This is a genomic window from Bdellovibrio sp. NC01, from assembly GCF_006874625.1.
Taxonomy (GTDB): domain Bacteria; phylum Bdellovibrionota; class Bdellovibrionia; order Bdellovibrionales; family Bdellovibrionaceae; genus Bdellovibrio.
The window spans coordinates 1,676,110-1,693,482 of record NZ_CP030034.1 but is presented as its reverse complement, the minus strand read 5'-3'; the positions used below and the strand labels follow the sequence as shown (position 1 = coordinate 1,693,482).

Annotated in this window: 27 protein-coding genes and 1 tRNA gene; 12 read left to right on the top strand and 16 right to left on the bottom strand. The window is 44.1% G+C overall.

All coding sequences use genetic code 11. The features are described 5' to 3' along the window. Window positions 1-13: 13 nt before the first annotated feature. Window positions 14-322, top strand: coding sequence for a hypothetical protein (locus tag DOE51_RS08150; RefSeq protein ID WP_210415578.1), 309 nt, complete (start codon window positions 14-16; stop codon window positions 320-322). Between the two features lie 73 nt (window positions 323-395). Beyond that, complete coding sequence (locus DOE51_RS19155; RefSeq protein ID WP_168196411.1) at window positions 396-533, top strand: hypothetical protein; 138 nt, start codon at window positions 396-398, stop codon at window positions 531-533. Between the two features lie 67 nt (window positions 534-600). On the opposite strand, the gene DOE51_RS08145 is transcribed toward DOE51_RS19155, so the two are convergent. Both DOE51_RS08145 and DOE51_RS08140 read right to left on the bottom strand, forming a co-directional pair. Continuing rightward, window positions 601-909, bottom strand: coding sequence for a helix-turn-helix transcriptional regulator (locus DOE51_RS08145; RefSeq protein ID WP_142696045.1), 309 nt, complete (start codon window positions 907-909; stop codon window positions 601-603). Window positions 910-1,000: 91 nt separating this feature from the next. Beyond that, window positions 1,001-1,489 (bottom strand): hypothetical protein, encoded by a 489-nt coding sequence (locus tag DOE51_RS08140; RefSeq protein ID WP_142696044.1) that lies wholly within the window; start codon window positions 1,487-1,489, stop codon window positions 1,001-1,003. Window positions 1,490-1,602: 113 nt separating this feature from the next. Here DOE51_RS08140 and DOE51_RS08135 point away from each other — a divergent pair, with 113 nt between their 5' ends. Next, window positions 1,603-2,208 carry an SAP domain-containing protein gene (locus DOE51_RS08135; RefSeq protein WP_142696043.1) on the top strand — a complete coding sequence of 202 codons (606 nt, stop codon included), beginning with the start codon at window positions 1,603-1,605 and terminating at the stop codon, window positions 2,206-2,208. 50 nt (window positions 2,209-2,258) lie between these two features. Here the strand turns inward: DOE51_RS08135 and DOE51_RS08130 are convergent, their stop codons facing one another. After that, window positions 2,259-3,026: a nitroreductase family protein gene (locus tag DOE51_RS08130; protein WP_371726596.1), complete on the bottom strand. Its 768-nt coding sequence runs from the start codon at window positions 3,024-3,026 to the stop codon at window positions 2,259-2,261. Window positions 3,027-3,209: 183 nt separating this feature from the next. Between DOE51_RS08130 and DOE51_RS08125 the strand changes: the two genes are divergently transcribed. Continuing rightward, window positions 3,210-3,653: a hypothetical protein gene (locus tag DOE51_RS08125; RefSeq protein WP_142696041.1), complete on the top strand. Its 444-nt coding sequence runs from the start codon at window positions 3,210-3,212 to the stop codon at window positions 3,651-3,653. A 46-nt stretch (window positions 3,654-3,699) separates the two neighbouring features. Here the strand turns inward: DOE51_RS08125 and DOE51_RS08120 are convergent, their stop codons facing one another. Next, a complete protein-coding gene (locus tag DOE51_RS08120; protein ID WP_142696040.1) occupies window positions 3,700-4,881 on the bottom strand; it encodes an MFS transporter in 1,182 nt (393 codons plus the stop codon). Window positions 4,882-4,971: 90 nt separating this feature from the next. On the opposite strand from DOE51_RS08120, the gene DOE51_RS08115 reads away from it, so the two are divergent. Further along, the gene (locus tag DOE51_RS08115) at window positions 4,972-5,862 is read left to right on the top strand and encodes a LysR family transcriptional regulator (RefSeq protein WP_142696039.1); all 891 of its coding nucleotides are present in this window, start codon (window positions 4,972-4,974) and stop codon (window positions 5,860-5,862) included. A gap of 7 nt (window positions 5,863-5,869) precedes the next feature. Here the strand turns inward: DOE51_RS08115 and DOE51_RS08110 are convergent, their stop codons facing one another. The 4 genes from DOE51_RS08110 to DOE51_RS08095 all read right to left on the bottom strand — a co-directional run bounded on the left by DOE51_RS08110 (window position 5,870) and on the right by DOE51_RS08095 (window position 7,262). Then, window positions 5,870-6,100 carry a hypothetical protein gene (locus tag DOE51_RS08110; RefSeq protein ID WP_142696038.1) on the bottom strand — a complete coding sequence of 77 codons (231 nt, stop codon included), beginning with the start codon at window positions 6,098-6,100 and terminating at the stop codon, window positions 5,870-5,872. A 10-nt stretch (window positions 6,101-6,110) separates the two neighbouring features. After that, window positions 6,111-6,491: a VOC family protein gene (locus tag DOE51_RS08105; protein ID WP_142696037.1), complete on the bottom strand. Its 381-nt coding sequence runs from the start codon at window positions 6,489-6,491 to the stop codon at window positions 6,111-6,113. 8 nt (window positions 6,492-6,499) lie between these two features. Further along, the gene (locus DOE51_RS08100) at window positions 6,500-6,694 is read right to left on the bottom strand and encodes a hypothetical protein (RefSeq protein ID WP_142696036.1); all 195 of its coding nucleotides are present in this window, start codon (window positions 6,692-6,694) and stop codon (window positions 6,500-6,502) included. 271 nt (window positions 6,695-6,965) lie between these two features. Further along, window positions 6,966-7,262, bottom strand: coding sequence for a hypothetical protein (locus tag DOE51_RS08095; RefSeq protein WP_246845492.1), 297 nt, complete (start codon window positions 7,260-7,262; stop codon window positions 6,966-6,968). A 123-nt stretch (window positions 7,263-7,385) separates the two neighbouring features. Between DOE51_RS08095 and DOE51_RS08090 the strand changes: the two genes are divergently transcribed. Beyond that, window positions 7,386-8,108 (top strand): VOC family protein, encoded by a 723-nt coding sequence (locus DOE51_RS08090; RefSeq protein ID WP_142696035.1) that lies wholly within the window; start codon window positions 7,386-7,388, stop codon window positions 8,106-8,108. A 2-nt stretch (window positions 8,109-8,110) separates the two neighbouring features. Here DOE51_RS08090 and DOE51_RS08085 read toward each other — a convergent pair whose 3' ends face one another. Together DOE51_RS08085 and DOE51_RS08080 are read right to left on the bottom strand one after the other, a co-directional pair. Then, complete coding sequence (locus tag DOE51_RS08085; RefSeq protein WP_142696034.1) at window positions 8,111-8,629, bottom strand: hypothetical protein; 519 nt, start codon at window positions 8,627-8,629, stop codon at window positions 8,111-8,113. 168 nt (window positions 8,630-8,797) lie between these two features. Then, on the bottom strand, window positions 8,798-9,952 hold the full coding sequence (locus tag DOE51_RS08080; RefSeq protein ID WP_142696033.1) for an NAD(P)/FAD-dependent oxidoreductase: 1,155 nt from the start codon (window positions 9,950-9,952) through the stop codon (window positions 8,798-8,800). A gap of 146 nt (window positions 9,953-10,098) precedes the next feature. Here DOE51_RS08080 and DOE51_RS08075 point away from each other — a divergent pair, with 146 nt between their 5' ends. Together DOE51_RS08075 and DOE51_RS08070 are read left to right on the top strand one after the other, a co-directional pair. Next, window positions 10,099-10,668, top strand: coding sequence for a TetR/AcrR family transcriptional regulator (locus DOE51_RS08075; RefSeq protein WP_210415576.1), 570 nt, complete (start codon window positions 10,099-10,101; stop codon window positions 10,666-10,668). A gap of 177 nt (window positions 10,669-10,845) precedes the next feature. Then, window positions 10,846-11,385 (top strand): ester cyclase, encoded by a 540-nt coding sequence (locus DOE51_RS08070; RefSeq protein WP_142696032.1) that lies wholly within the window; start codon window positions 10,846-10,848, stop codon window positions 11,383-11,385. Window positions 11,386-11,449: 64 nt separating this feature from the next. Here DOE51_RS08070 and DOE51_RS08065 read toward each other — a convergent pair whose 3' ends face one another. Further along, window positions 11,450-11,803, bottom strand: coding sequence for a MerR family transcriptional regulator (locus DOE51_RS08065; RefSeq protein WP_142696031.1), 354 nt, complete (start codon window positions 11,801-11,803; stop codon window positions 11,450-11,452). 47 nt (window positions 11,804-11,850) lie between these two features. Between DOE51_RS08065 and DOE51_RS08060 the strand changes: the two genes are divergently transcribed. Continuing rightward, window positions 11,851-12,231, top strand: a complete 381-nt coding sequence (locus DOE51_RS08060; protein WP_142696030.1) for a hypothetical protein — start codon at window positions 11,851-11,853, stop codon at window positions 12,229-12,231. Between the two features lie 64 nt (window positions 12,232-12,295). Beyond that, on the top strand, window positions 12,296-13,024 hold the full coding sequence (locus tag DOE51_RS08055) for an SDR family oxidoreductase (RefSeq protein ID WP_142696029.1): 729 nt from the start codon (window positions 12,296-12,298) through the stop codon (window positions 13,022-13,024). Between the two features lie 59 nt (window positions 13,025-13,083). Here the strand turns inward: DOE51_RS08055 and DOE51_RS08050 are convergent, their stop codons facing one another. Next, window positions 13,084-13,683, bottom strand: coding sequence for an FMN-dependent NADH-azoreductase (locus DOE51_RS08050; RefSeq protein WP_142696028.1), 600 nt, complete (start codon window positions 13,681-13,683; stop codon window positions 13,084-13,086). Between the two features lie 109 nt (window positions 13,684-13,792). On the opposite strand from DOE51_RS08050, the gene DOE51_RS08045 reads away from it, so the two are divergent. After that, a complete protein-coding gene (locus DOE51_RS08045; RefSeq protein WP_142696027.1) occupies window positions 13,793-14,224 on the top strand; it encodes a helix-turn-helix domain-containing protein in 432 nt (143 codons plus the stop codon). Window positions 14,225-14,236: 12 nt separating this feature from the next. Here the strand turns inward: DOE51_RS08045 and DOE51_RS08040 are convergent, their stop codons facing one another. The 4 genes from DOE51_RS08040 to DOE51_RS08025 all read right to left on the bottom strand — a co-directional run bounded on the left by DOE51_RS08040 (window position 14,237) and on the right by DOE51_RS08025 (window position 16,677). Next, on the bottom strand, window positions 14,237-14,617 hold the full coding sequence (locus tag DOE51_RS08040) for a GFA family protein (RefSeq protein WP_142696026.1): 381 nt from the start codon (window positions 14,615-14,617) through the stop codon (window positions 14,237-14,239). Window positions 14,618-14,791: 174 nt separating this feature from the next. Then, window positions 14,792-14,867 (bottom strand) — tRNA-His (locus DOE51_RS08035). Between the two features lie 102 nt (window positions 14,868-14,969). Next, window positions 14,970-15,935 carry a hypothetical protein gene (locus tag DOE51_RS08030; RefSeq protein WP_142696025.1) on the bottom strand — a complete coding sequence of 322 codons (966 nt, stop codon included), beginning with the start codon at window positions 15,933-15,935 and terminating at the stop codon, window positions 14,970-14,972. Next, a complete protein-coding gene (locus DOE51_RS08025; protein ID WP_246845490.1) occupies window positions 15,913-16,677 on the bottom strand; it encodes a glycosyltransferase family 2 protein in 765 nt (254 codons plus the stop codon). The genes DOE51_RS08030 and DOE51_RS08025 overlap by 23 nt, the downstream gene beginning before the upstream one ends. Window positions 16,678-16,758: 81 nt before the next feature. Between DOE51_RS08025 and DOE51_RS08020 the strand changes: the two genes are divergently transcribed. Continuing rightward, window positions 16,759-17,373, top strand: a complete 615-nt coding sequence (locus DOE51_RS08020; protein ID WP_142696023.1) for a hypothetical protein — start codon at window positions 16,759-16,761, stop codon at window positions 17,371-17,373.

Sequence of the window (17,373 nt, the reverse complement as noted above, 5' to 3'; positions counted from 1 at the left end):
GAAGCATCTATTTGTGCCTTTTATATTAGCGTTTATTTTCTTTGCAGGCTTCCCGCAGTTCGACATTGCGGGAATTCGCAGTGATACGCTTAAAGCACAGACCCTTACGGCAACTTCTTCGCTTTCATTTGAAAGCATCAGTTCTCTTCGTTTTTCAAAACCATCTGAACGTCATCAAGCCGACTATACCTTCGTAAAAGAAGTAACGCTAGAATGCCCTTCAGCTGATTACGCTTATCGCGATCCTGTTCTTTATCTTTATCGCGGTCTTTTCAATCCAACTTGGTCTGATCCACGCGCGCCACCCGCGCCCGTCGTTTAACACTGCATTTTTCAAATGAGTTATTTAACGATTTGTCTTTCGCACAAAGCGAAGGGATTGGATTTATTTTTATATGGAACAACAAACAAAAAACTCTTCTAAAACGGCGCCACCAGAAGGCAGTAAAGACGCACGCGGGATTATCATCCTTGGAGTAATCATCGTCCTTTTGATCGCGTTTAGAATTTTGATCTATCCGCACTTTGAATAATATTTTTTAATTGTCCCTGCCTGCTCGGCGCCTCGACTCGTCGGGCAGGTTTTAGCTGACATGGGATCTAAAATTGAAGAGCCAGTGCTAGCAGACCAAAAACAGGAATTTCAAGCTCTTCTTTATGATTCCAGCGATCCGTGGCTTTCTTCACGGCCTGCTCTTCAGCCTCTTCGACGTATCTATTGAACATTTCTGTCTCACAAACATCGTAAACACATGCCATGCGTTTCAAAAGTTTGATGGATGGCTTACGGCGCCCCAGCTCTACACTCGAAATAAATTGTGACTTGTAATCGCCTAATAGGTCTGCAGCCTCTTGCTGAGTTAAGCAACTCTTCTGACGCTGTTCTTTTAGAAACTGACATAATGGCATTGTTTTTCCTGACGTTGCAGAGACTATATATGCGTATTCATGTTTCCATTAGTTAATATTCCGCCATGAATAAGTACAAAAAGTGCGGAACTTACAAAGTCAGTCCCGTTTTTGTCTGAAAGAAGTCTTTGAGGAAGCGCAAACTCTGATACCGAGTGAGCTCTCCATGCTTATAGAAGAGTTCGCGATATTCTGCGGATAAAGAGTCTTGTTCTAGGCGCAAATCGTAATCGATAAAAAAAGAGAAACCATCATTCAGACGGATTGTAAAATTGACGTTTACCACATCTGATTCAAGGGCCACGATGTCCGTGTAAGCATAAGAACGCTGTACGCGGCCATCTTGAACTTCGAAAAACTCTGGGTTTAGTACAAGCTCTTTATTTAGCCGCAGACCTTTGATCAACTGCCAGCCCGCAAGCACGATAAAAGCCAGTGACATACCGATCAACAGGGCATCCGTTTTACCGTGATAGTCACTCACCCCCCAAACAAGAGTCGCGACAAAAAACACAAGAACGATTGAGGAACCCCAAATAAGGATTTTACGCGCAAGTTGGGTGTTAAAACGGATCGCCATAATTCATTGTAGAGACACGACATCGTGCTGGCACTCAGTATTTACAGGATTTTGTTAAATGCAAGACTTCTATTTCACTTCTCTCGATTACAGATCTATCCTATCCTTATATTATGACAAAGAAGCTTCGTCGAAAAATGTCGGTCACAGAATTTGAAAATGGTTATTTTTACGCTACGGATTTAAGAGATTTCGCTAAGTCTTTGGGAATCTCGGTGACCGCAAAGACCCGCAAGGATCAACTTGAGAAATTAATTATCGCCTTTCTTAAAAGTGGAAAGGTTGCGAACGCCCCTACCAAAAAAGTAAGCATGTCGGAAAAAACAGATCTTGAAAAAGGCCTGACTTTAAAACTTCCGATCATGAATTACATAAGCAATAAAGAAACAAAAAGCTTTCTTGAGCGCGAGGCTTTGACGATTGCTCCGAAGATGAAGCAAAAATCGGGGGCGCGATATTGGCTGAATCGTTGGCGTGAAGATGAAATGGCGAAAGGACGAAAAATAACCTACGGCGACTTGGTTCAGCAGTTCGTAAAGTTGAATGAAGGCGATGAACGTCTGCCGCGTATTCCCTCCACTCGTTTTAATAATTTTATTACGGATTTTTTGGCCAACGAAAAGAACGCGACGCGCGCGCAAGCCATGGATGCCTGGGAAAAGCTAAAGACTCTTGAGATTCCTAAAAATTACGAAGCCTGGCATCGCCAGAAGAAATAAAAAAGGCTCGATCTGAAATCGAGCCTTTTACATTGCCTATTCCTCTAATGTTATATGTTTTCCATGAAGCCTTGTTGTTCTAAGTACGAAAGCACGGTTTGCGAATATTGCAAATGCGATTCACGGGTGTACTTCATGATGGTGTAAAGCTGTGCGAGATTTTCTACACCACTTTCGGTAACACGTTTTGCAAGCTCTGGATCACTCAAATAACGTTTCATGCCCGCGATCTCTTTTTCGCGATAACTGTCTTTTAAACGCGTCTCTGAAAAATCATTATAACGTTCACGATGAACAATGGACTCTAACGGAAGACGATCTCGCAACACAGGAGATTCATCTGGATATCCCAAAGAAAAACCGACGACTGGTACCACATTTTTAGGACAACCTAAGATCTCTCCAATTTCAGCACAACTTGCAAGTGTCGTCCCCATGTAACAAATCCCTAAACCTTCTGCCTCTGCCGCCAATGCCGCATTTTGTGAAGCTAAGATCGCGTCAATCGAAGCAATCATAAAGCTCATGAAGTTATCGAAATTCATCGGTGCATCTGAAATCTTTAACCACTCGCGCATTCGGTGAAAGTCCGCACAGAACGTTAATAACAACGGTGCCTCGATCACCATGCTTTGCTCAAAGTGTGGCTTGTACAAGGCTTCTTTAATATCAGCATCACTTGTGACAATGATCGAATAGGCCTGCATATTGCCAGAGCTTGATGCCCGCGTTGCCGCCGTCAGAATACGTTGTAGTTTATCTTCCTCGACAGGATCTTTTTTATATTTGCGAATAGAGCGATGCTGAAGCAAGAGCACCTCCTGCCCCACGATGTGCCATGGATTGAGACTCTATAAAAGTGATGTGTTGTCTTTATCATGTGACCGTTTGGAACATATCCAAAGCTGTCACCACAAGGAACAAGACATCCCCGTTTTTTCACTATTTTGCTAATGCTTCAAAGGATAGAAAGGTTAAGAAATCTTCAATGGAGGAATGAAATGAAAAAGCACTTCTTATTTTTAACGATTTTATTTTCAAGCTTAGCCGCCCACGCGGCTGACGGAATTCTTGATGGCCACTATGCGGTTGAAATGCAGATTGGGCAGAGATTATTTCACGACGAAATGAATTTACAGGGAGCAAGCCCTATAGCTCTTCGTAATTTCACTGGTGCGATCTCTGGCAATATTGTCGTCCCAGGGGTCTTTGAATCACCTCTTGAGGGGCAAGCTGTTTGTTCAGAAGCAAACCTCAGCTGCGAATTAGAATTTACGATTTTAGTCAATGAAGGTGGCGAACCCTACAAGGTCCGTTATGTTGCAGAAATTCACGGCGAAGATTATATTCGCGCCGCGACTCTGAAAGCCGAGCCTGTTCTTCGCGGCTCTGCGTATCTGGAGGATGGTAAATTGATGGGAACTTTTACGGCGACTCGTAAATAAGAAGATTTTCTGCTGCTCACACTTCGCGAGCAGCAGACATTTTAAATCAATGTGTTAAAAGACTACGATCAATGTCGTTAAGCTCTTTTGCATCTGAAAATTTCGAACTCATGAATGCAACAATCGTCGCAAGAACAGCGATGCCTAAGCCTGTCCATGTCGTTGTTAATAAATTTCCGTGATCAATCGCAACGCCACCAACCCATGCACCAATCGCATTTCCTAAATTAAAGGCCGCGATATTCAGTGCCGACGCTAATGTCGGAGCTTCCGCCGCATGCGCCAGCGCCCGCATTTGCAGTGGTGGTACCGTCGCAAAACCAGTAAATCCTAAAAGTGCAACTAAGATAAGTGCCGCAATTTTAAAGCCCATAAAAAAACCAAAACCAAGAAGCACGACAGACAAGCCAATTAACGAGCCCACCAGTGAACCATTGAGATTTTTATCAGCCCACTTGCCGCCGACGATATTTCCCACAATAAGTCCCGCACCGAAGAGCAATAATATTGGCGACACTGCGGCTTCTGAAAATCCAGAAATCTGAGTCAAGATCGGCGCGATATAGGTAAAGACTGTAAACACACCCGCAAAACCAATCACAGTTAATAACAAACTGACTAGTACCTGCGGCTTCAAAATGACTTTCATTTCATGAGCCATGCTGCTTGGTTGTGCATTTTCTGTCGCTTTAGGTACGAAGAAAATCAATGCTGCCATCGCTAATGGGCCTACAGCCGTGACCGCCCAAAACGTCGCATGCCATCCGTAATTCTGACCTAACCACGTTCCAAACGGCACACCCAGAACGTTTGCTAACGTCAAACCTGTAAACATCAACGCAATCGCAGTTGCTTTTTGATTGGGCTTCACCAAGCTGGTCGCCAGAACAGAACCAATACCAAAGAAAGTTCCGTGCGCAAATGAGGTCAGCACGCGTGCCACCATCAACACCGAATAATTAGGTGCTAGAGCACAAATCAGATTTCCTAAAGTAAAAATCCCCATCAAAATAATCAGCGAACGTTTGCGTGGCCAGCGTGCAGATAACAGAGCCAAAATCGGTGCACCAATCGCTACACCCAAAGCGTAACCGCTTACCAACAACCCCGCTGAAGACAAAGTCACACCTAAGTCTTTTGCCATCTGTGGCAACAGTCCCATAATGACAAACTCAGTCGTTCCAATCCCAAATGCTCCAATCATCAGAGCATATATCGCTAAAGGCATATGAGCCTCCTTTTATTCCCTGAATCTAGCACCTTTGTTGTTGAGTATTTAGACATGAATAGGCAAAATATATTTGATCTGGAGTCAATAATGAAAACAACCCTCGACGAGCTTCAAACCTTCATTGCCATAGTCGATCTGGGATCCATCACCGCGGCCGCGGAAGAGCTGGATCAAACTCCCTCAGGTATCAGTCGCACTTTGGCGCGTTTAGAAAACAAACTGGACGTCACCCTGTTACGTCGCACGACTCGCAAACTTGATCTCACAAGTGAAGGCGAAAGATTCCTTAATAGCGCGCGTGAAATTATTCAATCCCTTGAAGCGGCCGAAGAAGCTGTCGGTTCAAAGAATACTCCGGCGGGTGTGTTGCGTGTTGATTCCGCATCACCATTTATTCTGCATTCTGTTGTGCCCTATATCCCCGAGTTCCATCAGCTTTACCCCAACGTACAAGTGGAGCTTTTTAGCAGCGAACGCAATATCGATCTTTTAGAAAATCGCATCGATGTCGCCATTCGCTTGGGAAATCTTGCCGATTCATCCTTGCATGCCGTGCACTTAGGACAAAGCAAACGGCGCGTACTTGCAAGCCCGTCGTATTTGAAAAAACACGGCACACCAAAATCGGTTGAGGATTTACAGAATCACAAATTGATTGGCTTCACAGATCCTAAAGAGCTAAATCAATGGCCCCTGAAAAATTCCGGTTCAAATCGTTACTTAATTAAACCTGATTTTGCAGCCTCAAGTGGCGAAACGTTACTACACTTAGCACGGCAAGGTTTGGGACTTGCCTGCCTGAGTGATTTTATGACGGGGCCTGATCGTGAAAGCGGCGCCTTGGTTCCTGTTCTAACAGGTGCGACCAGCGATCAGAAAGAGCAAATCCACGCGATCTATTATAAGAACGCGCAGCTTTCGCTGCGGGCTGATGTGTTTATTAAATTTCTTAAAGCAAAATTGAAGAACGCTTTATAGTCAGAATTTATAAATATTGATCCGTGATACAAAGGCCGTCTTCTTGATAGACTGAAAGATTGCATTTGTAGCGCTGAATAAGTCCGATCAATGCCAAGATCGCATCAACACGACTGTTAGCAACCTCTGCCGGATGTTCTTCCACTTCTTTTAAAACATCCGGCAATTCTTTACGAAGTAAAACAGATTTTTCACGTAACTCGGGCGCAAGTCTTTCTGAAAAAATAAATAGTCGCATAAATCACCTCTTACAGTTTGGCGAAGATGTCGATTTGATTTCCATCAGGATCTAGCACAGAAGCGTAACGCTGCCCCCAGAAGGCATCCCAAGGTTCTTTCATGACTTGAAAGCCGCTTGCTTTTACGTGTGCTACAACTTCATCAACGACTTTTGCGGATGACTGTTCAAAACACAGAACGATCGGCGTGCTGCCGACAGGTTTTTTCCAATCCGGATAAAGTTGCTTAATGGAATGAGCCGAATCAAGCATGATGTTGACACCAGATTCTTGAAGCGAATCAAAATGCTCTGTTTGTTGGAACTGTTTAAATTGAATTCCCAACAATGCATAAAATTTTAAAGACTTTGAAACATCTTCTGCGACGATACCAATAGCTGCTAATCCCATAAGACACCTTAAAGGCGAATGACGATGTCATTCGAAAGAGGTTTAATTGGTGTAGCGACTTCGCTGATTTCATTTTCTTCAGCGTGTGCCGAGTAAACTTTGAAACCCGTAAACAACTCAAGCAAACCTTTAAACTCTATTTGATTCGATGGTTGTTCCGGAAGATAAACTTCTTCATCATAGATTTCTTTAAATGCACCCATGGCGATCTCCTTTTACTTCAAAAACACAAAGCAATGCCCACAGAAAGAACAATTGTTCCTTCCGTTGTTAGCTCAACTCAGCATTTTGAAAAGTTACAAGTCTACTCCAGCCGCACTGGAAGACGAATTTGACGGTTTCAGAGGAGAAAAGAAGGCTTCTCTCCCCTTAAAATTGAATTTATGTCCGGAAAACGGACGAGTCAACGGATATGTAAATAATATGTAAATGCACGGCAGCAATCAGGCCTATCATCTAGCGAAGAGTCTGATCTTAGTTTTTGAAGCATTTGATTTTTTCAGGCTGGCAAAAAGAAATCGCTGTGCGGTCTTTGCAACGAGCAAGAACTTCTTTGCTGGCTTCATCTTCGGATTTGCCTAGAGCAGAAAAATGATTACCCATGGAGTCCAACTTACAAGTATAAGTTGCGACAAGTTTTACACCACCGCCACTGTAATCAACAGCAAGAGCGCCTTTATTCTTTTCATCTTCTGGGTTCACCACTTTCAAACCACAGCCCGCAGAAAACAACACAACCATCGAATAAATAATTAAAAGACCGTTCTTCATATATCTCCAGCATGAATATCAGCTCTAATTATGAAATGCCGAGCGCAGGGAGCGCAAGAAGAATGCGCTTGCATTCTTTAACTGCTAACTTTAGCGTTTCGGTATGTCAGGAAATCGCAACTTATGAAATATAAAGCCCTCTCTATCGTTTATCCCAATGGTTCTAAGATTGCGTCTGGAGAAAAGACGATTGAAGTCAGATCGTGGCAGCCACCTGCTGACTTCAGTGGTGATTTATTGATTGTTGAAAACCTGCATTTCTTACGTCAGCCCGGCGAGCAGGATCCTGAAGGTCGTGCGGTGGCGCTGGTAAAAATTAAAAACGTTCGTCCTTATATGGCGGGCGACATGTTAGCTGCATGTGCAACTCGTTGGGAACCCGGATACTATTCATGGGAGCTGACGGATGTCAGACCCTTAAAGCACGAATCAAAAGTTTTAGCGGCTCGTGATATTTATGAAATTGATTTAAATATCGACGGCGAAAAACTTCAGATTGGTTCTTTACAAACTGTGCGCATCACCGTGACGAACATTCAAAAAAGTCGCGATTGGTATAAAGAGCTTTTCAATATCGAGCCCGTCGAAGATCAAGATAATTTTGTGTCGTTCAAAGTCGGCGCAATTAATTTTGATATCGCACAAGCTGACGACAAATCTCCCCTTTCTACAGGTGGATCTGTCGCCTATTGGCTTGTGAATGACCTTGATTTGCTACTGCAAAGAATTGAAGCTCTTGGTGGCAGCGTTTATCGTGGCCCACTAAAGGTGCCCGAAATCCAAAGAACGATTCTGCAAGTGAAAGATCCCTTTGGAAATATCATTGGTTTCGAGGCACCGCTTTAACTTTATTTTTCGCAAATATTCATCGGCACTTCAATGCGCGGAAGATAGTGAGTGCCATGCAGGACCGTGCCATCTTCAAGCATCACAGTCGTTTCAACTTCCGTCTGTTGATAACAGTGCTGCATCTCTTCCCACGTGCCAGAATTTCCGTAAGTCACTAGTGTTGATTGTTCAAAAGTATATGGAAGATCCTCCTTCGTTAAGGACTTCTTCCACTGAGCGACATTGGCTTTTCCCATCTCTTTGTCACAGGGCGAATACGACGTATCAACATGCGCTGGATAAATAGACAGTGCCGTTGCCACGCCGTTGATTGCTACTTGCGTTTGGTAAGTGCAAATGACTGTATCACCAAATGTCGAATTGTAATCGGCTGTCACTGCATCAACAGCGATCGACAAAGAGGCCCCATTCAAAACTCCAGCCCCATGAGTTTGCGAGCGCGAAACAATGCCACTATTGGCCTGTGCCGCATTTGCAAAAAACAATATTGTGATCATTGATAAAAGAGAAGAACGCATAGAAACCTCCTGATTAGATCAGATAGGTTTCTTTCATAACTTGATCCACCAACAACCTGGACGGGAAAGAAACTCTGATAAAGAGTTCCAGGTCTAAAAATCAAGCTCGCAGGCACTTTAACACAAGATTTTAAAAACTCATTTTCTAAAATCTTGCGCCAGAATTTTTTACAGCTCTGGTGATGAGGACTTCATCCCGGTAAAGAAATCCACCAGGCTTTGCGGCGCTTTATCGCCATAACACAAATTAAATATCTCACGTGCTTCAACCGCGATCTTTGCAGTTCTTAGGAACATGTCTTTTTCATATGCCGCAAGTGCCCCCTCCATATCGCCTGGATGAGCAATAATCGCCTTTGCCAACTCCGCCCCGTCATGCATCGCAAGATTTGCACCGTCACCAGATGGCACCATTAAATGGGCGGCATCACCAAGCAACGTGACTCCCGGGACGCGCCCCCAGCGGTGCCCTATGGGCAACTCATACAGCGAACGAAACACAGGAGCCGTATCGCTTGCAGTAATAAGTGCTGTTAACTCCGGCGCCCAACCTTTAAACTCGTCAGCGATTCGCGCCAATGAATCTGCTTTGTTAGCAAGATCAAAACTTGCAAACCACTCTACTGGTTTTTTCAAAGCGACATAGGCATGCAAAGTTCCGTTTGCTTCACGATGAGCATTAATTCCTTTATCTGTCACAAGCGCAAATAAAGATCCCGCCCCCACCGCTTGCGCGGTCTTAGGATAAAGAGTGTCAGCATTATAAAGATAAGTTTCAACAAACGTCGTGCCCACATATTGCGGTTTTGCGTTCGATAACAGAGCCCGAACTTTCGACCACGCACCATCCGCACCGATGAGCAGGTCTGTCGTAATTTCAACCCCGTTTGTGAATATGACTTTGTGGCGACCATGCCCTAAAGACTCGATCGATGAAAGCTTATAACCCCAGCGAAGTGAATCCGCAGGTAAAGAATCCAAAAGCATTTTGCGAAGCTCGCCACGATTTACTTCAGGGCGCGAAAGCGATCCATCATCCCCACCAGCATACAACACTTGTCCCGTGGTGCTCAGCACACGTGTCGCTTCGCCACCGGGCATGATCAGTTTTAAAAACTCCTCAAAGAGTTTCGCATCCTTCAAAGCCTGCTGGCCGTCGTTAACGTGAATATCCAGCATCCCGCCTTGGGTGCGCGCATGGGGCGAGGCTTCTGCTTCATAAACCACCGCAGGAATACCATGAACATGCAGAACGCGCGCAAGCACCAAGCCCCCTAGACCCCCGCCAATGATTGCAATGGGTGTATGAGTTGTCGAATTCATAAAGACTCCTTTTAAATAGACCTGACGAAGCCCCGTGGTCTTACACTAATAATACAGAGCCTTTCAATATTTTTATAGTTACTTAAATATTTTAGTGTATATAATTATTCAGGTAGCTTTTATTCGATTTGGCATGCAAAGGACGTATGACTATGGGACTGCGAGAACTCAAAAAGCAAAAGACACGCAAGGCGATCTCGGATATGGCGACCCAGCTTTTTATAGAACGCGGATATGCCAACATCACAACGGCAGAAATCGCAGAACGTGCTGAAGTGTCACTACCCACTTTGTTTAATTATTTCCCGACAAAAGAATCCTTGGTATTTGATGAGGATGCTGAAACTGAACAAAAACTGGTCGCAGCAGTCATTCAGCGCAAAAAAGGCCAGACTGTTTTAAAAGCTCTGCTTGAAGCGGGCCTACATTTTCTTGACGAGATTCCTGAAAGTCATAAAAAGAACTTCAAAAAATTCATGACTCTGATTGAAAGCACGCCGGAGCTGAATTCCTATTCCAAACAAATGTGGCTACGCCACGAAAAGGCTTTGGGTGCCGCTATCAAAAAGGAAACGAAGAAAAAACTGACGAGCGCAGAAGCTGAAGCGATCGCGCGCTTTGTGTTGGATGCTTATCATCGTTCACTTGGTGTCACGAATGCAAAGGCTCATCTGAAAGCATTATTTGGAATTCTTGAGCACGGCTGGTCGGAGTAAAAACGATCGAGCTAGAAAAACGCACTGAAGATTTACAAAGATATGACTTAGGTTACCCTATCATTATATCCCCTGTATCTGCGCAGGAAGAGCAAATTCACCTTTTGGTGTCTTAGCGACACGCCTAATATCATTAATGATTTATCGGCTAAAAGAAAACACCATCATGGAGGATTTATGAGAACTACGATTTTTAAATCATTGATCGTTTTCATCGCTATGATTGCGGTCTCAACTACTCAGGCAAAGAACAAATCACAAAAAGACTTTGAACAGTTAGAGAAAAAGGTGAAAGAACGTCTCGCCACCTTCGATGATCTCGATTTCAATGTGTTTTCAAACCAAAAGTGGGACGAGCTTAAACGCAGTCACACGCAAAATGTGAAAGTACACTGGCCGGATGGGCATATCACAGAAGGAATCGACAGACATATTGCCGATTTAAAATACATGTTCACCTATGCACCCGACACCAGAATTAAGGAACATCCGATTAAAATTGGCCAAGGTGATTGGACAGCCGTTTATGGAATCATGGAAGGCACGTTTACAAAACCAATGACGACTCCGGATGGAAAAGTCATTCAGCCCACAGGGAAATCGTTTAAGCTTCCTATGGCAACAATTGCTCATTGGACAAAAGACGGAAACTTTGATGAGGAGTATCTGTTTTGGGACAACCAAACTTATATGAATCAACTGGGATTGGGAAAATAACGTAACTAAATAATTAAACTTTTGGAAAATCAAAAAGCCTGATCGTTTCTGATCAGGCTTTTTCTTATTCAACATCAAATGGACATGCCGATTCTAGAATTTGGCGAACGTTTTTTTGAAACTTTTTAATTATGGCAATTCGTTCATCCAACGCATCAAGCTTTTTGGTTAGCTCAGAACGAACTCTATTTTTAGTTAAGGCCCCTTGCTGAAGAGCACTGGCTAGAGTTTGAATTTCTTTAAGAGTGAAACCTAAATCTTTCGCCTGTAACACCAAAAGCAGAAGTCTTTCGGACTCAGGTGGAAAATCACGGTAATTAGACTCTCCTCTTTTGGCTCGAATGATTCCTAGAGTTTCATAATAGCGCACTCTTGAGACTGATAATCCGACTTTTTTCGCTAGGTCACCAATTTTCATATTTTCCTCTTGAGTCTAAAGTATACTTGAGGGTTTACAGTTATGCCATGGATTCAAAAAGATATAAAAAAATAGTACAAGCCAGCGCATTATATGACCTCATCGTATCAGCTCCGTTTGCAACACCATGGACCTTCAAGTGGGTGCATCACGGATTAGGATATTTCGTCACACTTCCAGAATATCTACCTATGCACATGCTATTCGCTAACTTAATGGGAAGTGTCGTTGTTGTTTGGTCGACTTTGCGCCTTCGTCAATATAACCCGATTTTTGGGCTCTATGACGGAATAGCTCGCGTGCTCTTTTTCACGTGGCAAATGTATTACCTTCTAGGATTTCAAGCTCCATGGATAGTCGGAGTTTTCGCTGTGTTTGAAATTACGTTTGGGATTTTACAGTTGGGGTTTAGAAAAAATCTTGAATGATCACGTCCGATTGCAGCCAGAAATTTAATATCACTTTGAGGTATCTTACCTCAAGGAGATACATATGCAATTTCAAGACAAAATCGTTCTCATCACAGGGGCAAATCGTGGAATTGGCAAAGCATTAGTAAAGGCTTGCCTAGCGAAAGAGGTAAAAAAAGTTTACGCCACATCAAGAAATATCGGCAATCTACCGTCATTTGATGACCCGAGAGTCGTTTCGATCCAACTTGACGTTGCTGATAAAGATCAAATCAAGGCAGCAGCTCAAAAGTGCCAAGACACCCAAATTCTCATCAACAATGCTGGAACGCTAAATCCAGGAAGCGTGTTTTTAGGTGAGGTTGATGGATTTAGAAAAGACATGGAGGTCAATTTCTTCTCAGTCATTGAGATGATGCGAGCTTTCGCGCCAGTTCTGTCAGACAATGAAGAACCCCGAATCGTAAACATAGCTTCTATTGCGAGCTACGTGAACTTTCCGTTCATTGCTGGCTATTCGGCTTCCAAAGCAGCTTTATATTCTATATCACAAGCAGCCAGAATTGAATTAAGCGCCAAGAACATTCCTGTCCATATCGTCAATCCCGGAGCGATTGATACAGATATGAATAAGGGCAGTACAATGCAGATGACTCCCCCTGACGAGGTTGCGAAAAATATTATCGAAATGGTTGAAAGAGAAATCGAAGATATCGTTCCAGACAGAATTGGTAAGGATATGTTCGCAACTTGGCAGAAGTCTCCGCGAGATTTAGAAGAGCTCGCTGGGAAGATATACTTCGGGGAATAATCAAAGATGAGCCTGTTCATTATCCGAACAGGCTCCGCTTACTTACGACGTAACAACACTTACAACTTCAACCGTTCAACATCTCTCATTGCGTTCGCGACAGCATTAACGGCAAGTTCGGGAACGGACAGTCCTTCGACTCGGACGGATTGAATGTCTTCAACTCCCAGAACGCGCAGCCAAGTTTTGACAAATGGCTCGGAGAAATCCAAAGACTGCGCTGGGCCTGAACTGTACACTCCGCCAGCTGAGGTCACTAGAATGGCTTTCTTTCCACCTAAAGTCCCTCGCGGCCCCTCTGCGGTGTAAGTAAAAGTGATTCCAGCTCGAGAGGTGTGATCAATCCAGGCCTTTAAGTTTGAAGGCACGCTGAAATTGTGCATGGGCATGCCGATGACGATGATATCGGCCTTCCTTAGCTCGTTGATCAGCTCCATAGATCGCGTGTTGAAAGGGCTTTGGAACTTTTCATCGTGAGAAAACAAGGTCGCTATGTCATCGAATTGAACGTGGGGCAAATTGGTTTTCACCAAGTCACGTTCAGTAAATTCGACCTCCTTATATTCTTTGCTGAAACGATTCTTGACCGCTTCAATCAATTGTCTGGTTTTAGAGTTTTCTCCGGCGGGACTGGATTGGATGATTAAAACATTTTTCATGATACTTCCTTTTAGTAAGTTACACTCTGTGCTAGAGTTAATTATAAAACGAGAGCTTGTGATCCCCAATAAGGCACTTTAATTACCGTCACTGAGCTGGAGGTAACCCATGAAAAAATCATCTAGAGTCAAAGACTTACGCCCCTGGGACGTTTGCTCGGGTCAGGACGCGGGAGATGTTCGCGATCTTTTATCAAGAGTCGGAGACAAGTGGAGTATCTTCTTGATCGTCTCGTTATCTAAACGCCCCGACCAACGCGCCCGTTTCAGCGAAATCGAAAAGGGTATTCCGGGAATTTCACAAAGAATGCTAACAACGACTTTAAAATCGCTAGCGCGTGACGGATTTGTCAGCCGCGAAGTCTTTCCCGAGGTCCCTCCCCGTGTCGAATACGAACTGACAGATCTCGGTCGAAGTATTTTGATACCGATGCAAGGTCTCGTAAACTGGGTGGGTCAAAATTGGCCCACGGTGAAAAAGTCGCGCGCGAAGAAGGACTCCGAGGTCGAAGCGAAGACTGTTCGCAAGCGACAGTTTTAGTAGTCTCAGCGATTATCCTTTTCGATCAGCCGGATGATTTGCGCCGTCAGATACCGGCACGTTACCAAGCTCAAACGGATCGACACCCTCAAGGCAGCCGACGTTGAAGCGAATTTGATTGGGATTTGTGCGACTGACGTTGTGAGTGTGAATTCCACAGATCGAACAGAAATAATGTTTTGCTGTTCGCGTGTTGAATTCATAAAGACTCAATTTTTCAGAGCCTTCTAAAATTTTAAATTTTTCTTTGGGAACGACAGCGACGATAGTGCCTCTGCGACGACAAAAAGAACAATTGCAACGTTTGGGATCTTCAATTCCGTTAGCTAATTCAATTTCAAATTTAACAGCCTTACAGTGACAGCTTCCTTGATGTTTCGGTTCTATTTTCATAATCGAAAGCCTAACAGAAATCGCAGCGCGAACGAAAGAACATAGAAAACGACGTCGAGCGTTTTTAATGCATATTTTTAAATGGGATCTAAATGAAGAGAAAAAACATTACTCTGACGAAGTCAGAGTGCAGACAGAAAATTTTTTAGTCAGCCGAAGGCTGGATAAAAAATTTGGGGTGAGTAACGGGGCTTGAACCCGCGACACTCGGAATCACAATCCGATGCTCTACCAACTGAGCTATACCCACCACAATCCCGAAAGGGAGATGCAGTTATAGCAGTGTCCTCAGCCAAAGTGCAAGATCAAAAAATCAGCAAAGCTGATGATTTTCGGGGGATTTTTGGATTATTTAGTAATCACAAGGAGCTACGACGGGCTGCGCCTTACATTGGATGCTGCTTTTTTGCGCATCCACAGGGCTTTCTTCAGCCCAAACCCCATTGGCGTTGCAACGGCGACGGACGCAAGAAACGCCCTCTTTTTCCGTTAAGCAGGCCTTCTTTTCTTTCGCGGGATTATTCAAACACACCCAAGCGCACTGATTAAATTTCGCAGATGGAGCCGAACAAATCGCACCGGAACGTTTTGCCTCTTCAGCAGCTTTTCGGTCATCCGCTTTTCTTTGGGCGGCGGCTCTCTTAGCTTTCGCCGCTTCATCAGAAAAACCATCCAGATCTTTTTTGCTCATGGATACAACCGGAGTCAGGTTGCCGCGTGGGATCTTCTTACCTTTAAGCAAAATATCGTAAGCGATCTCTCCTGATTCGATGATCCCTTGAAAGCCCGCTTCTTGGCCGGCCTTCACATGCGAAGACTCTTCACCGTTAAGGGCGGAAAATTCCATTGAACCTTTGATGACCTTCACGCCCGCATAAGCTTTTGCAGGATTGATTGAGAAAATAAAGTCACCCTTCGGAGCTAGGAACTCAAACAGGTCCGAACGCAATGCCACATTATAAGTGGGCTTATTTTCCGTTAACTGCTGCCAACGCAATTCGCCTTTTTTCAAAAGAATCACGGGCGCTTCCCCGCCCTCCCAACTGATGGTTGGAAGTAAAACTTCAGAAGCTTCTTGAACTGTGAAACTGCGATCCGCATCAAGCAACACTTTAACTGTTGCACCTTCAGTGGTTTCAAATAAGGCACGCTCAATCAACGGCGTCGTCTTTTTAAGTGCCTGCTTTTTGCCATCTTTCCCTGTGAGGAAAACATTGCCACGAACTTCAGCAACTTGAGGATACTTCGCAGCTGCCAGAGTCACTGCAGGAAGAAAAATAAGCAACGACGAGACTTTAAGAAGACTTTTTACGAACACGCTGAAGCTCCCACATTTTGGCGTACCTTAAGAAAATCGAATAAGAAGCACCGACCGAAATAATAAACCCCGGCATGCCATCCAAGAATCCGCGTTTGACGATATAAGTTTCGATAAACTTTGAAACCGGTTTCGTTAATAACTTAAAGTAGGAAAACTTTTTGCCGGCTTTGTGCAATTGTTCTGCCCCCAACGTGGAATAACGATCGTTCGTCACGACTTGGTCGCTTAAAGAATCAAACACCCAATGCAACATCGGACAGTGCATCGCGATCTTTCTCTTTACTTCAACCTTCTCGTGCAAAGCTGCGGAATTCCATTGAGATTTGTCTTTATTAAACAAACGCAGTTGGTAGTCAGGATACCAGCCACCATGGCCAATCCAGCGCCCTAAGTGAAACGATTTACGTGGGAAAAGATAGCCCGCCTCGGGATCAAGATTCGCGAATTTCTGGATGATCTCTGCCCCCAACTCGGGACTTAATGCCTCATCCGCATCCAAAGAGATGATCCATGAGTTCTTCGCCTGACTTGCAGCGAAAGCCTTTTGTGGTCCGAAACCTTTCCACTTTTCTTGGAAGACGCGCGCCCCGGCACGTTCGGCAATTTCAACGGTGCGATCCGTCGAAAAACTATCGACCACGACAACGTCATCTACAAAAGGAGCGGAAAGAATGCAGCGCTCAATATGCGCTTCTTCATTCAGGGCAATGATCACTAAAGAAATAGGAAGTTTCGTCACCCTTTTAGGGTCTCTTTGGATCAAGGTCTTGTCAAATGATTCGCAACTCGCTAACATTTTTGAAGTGAAAGGTTTTACTCCATGAAATTTGCTAAATACTTTGTTTTAGGTCTTTTTCTAAGTTCGCAAGCGCATGCATTTATGAGCATGGCTGAATCAGGTGAACTGGTTCCGATGGGTTCATACCAAGTTGGTTTCGAACCGCAACTTCTGACAGATAAAGACAGCGGAGGAAACTTCAACCTCTTGCTTGATGCTCCACTGAACGATTCAACAAGTGCCCGCGTGGTTTTGGGTGGTGGCACGATTGATTTTAACGCTTTCGCGAGCGTTAAGTTCGTTCCATTTCCAGATGTTGATAAGCAACCAGCAATGGGCATTCGTTTGGGCGCAGGCATTGCGCGCAATGAAGATGACAACATTCTACAACTTCAAGCGGCTCCATTGTTGAGCAAAAAGTACGACACAGATTACGGTCTTGCTGTTCCATACTTCGCGATCCCTTTCACATTTCTTAACACAAAAGACGAAAATTTCGTGGCAACAAACCTAGCAATCGGTTCAGAATTTCATTATCACGAGTGGAACAATGTTACTTTGGGTGGCGAGATCGGTTTGGATCTAAATAAATCTTGGTCATATATCTCTATCTTCGCGAGCTTCCCATTCGAGAGCAGCAAAGGATTCGGTAAATAA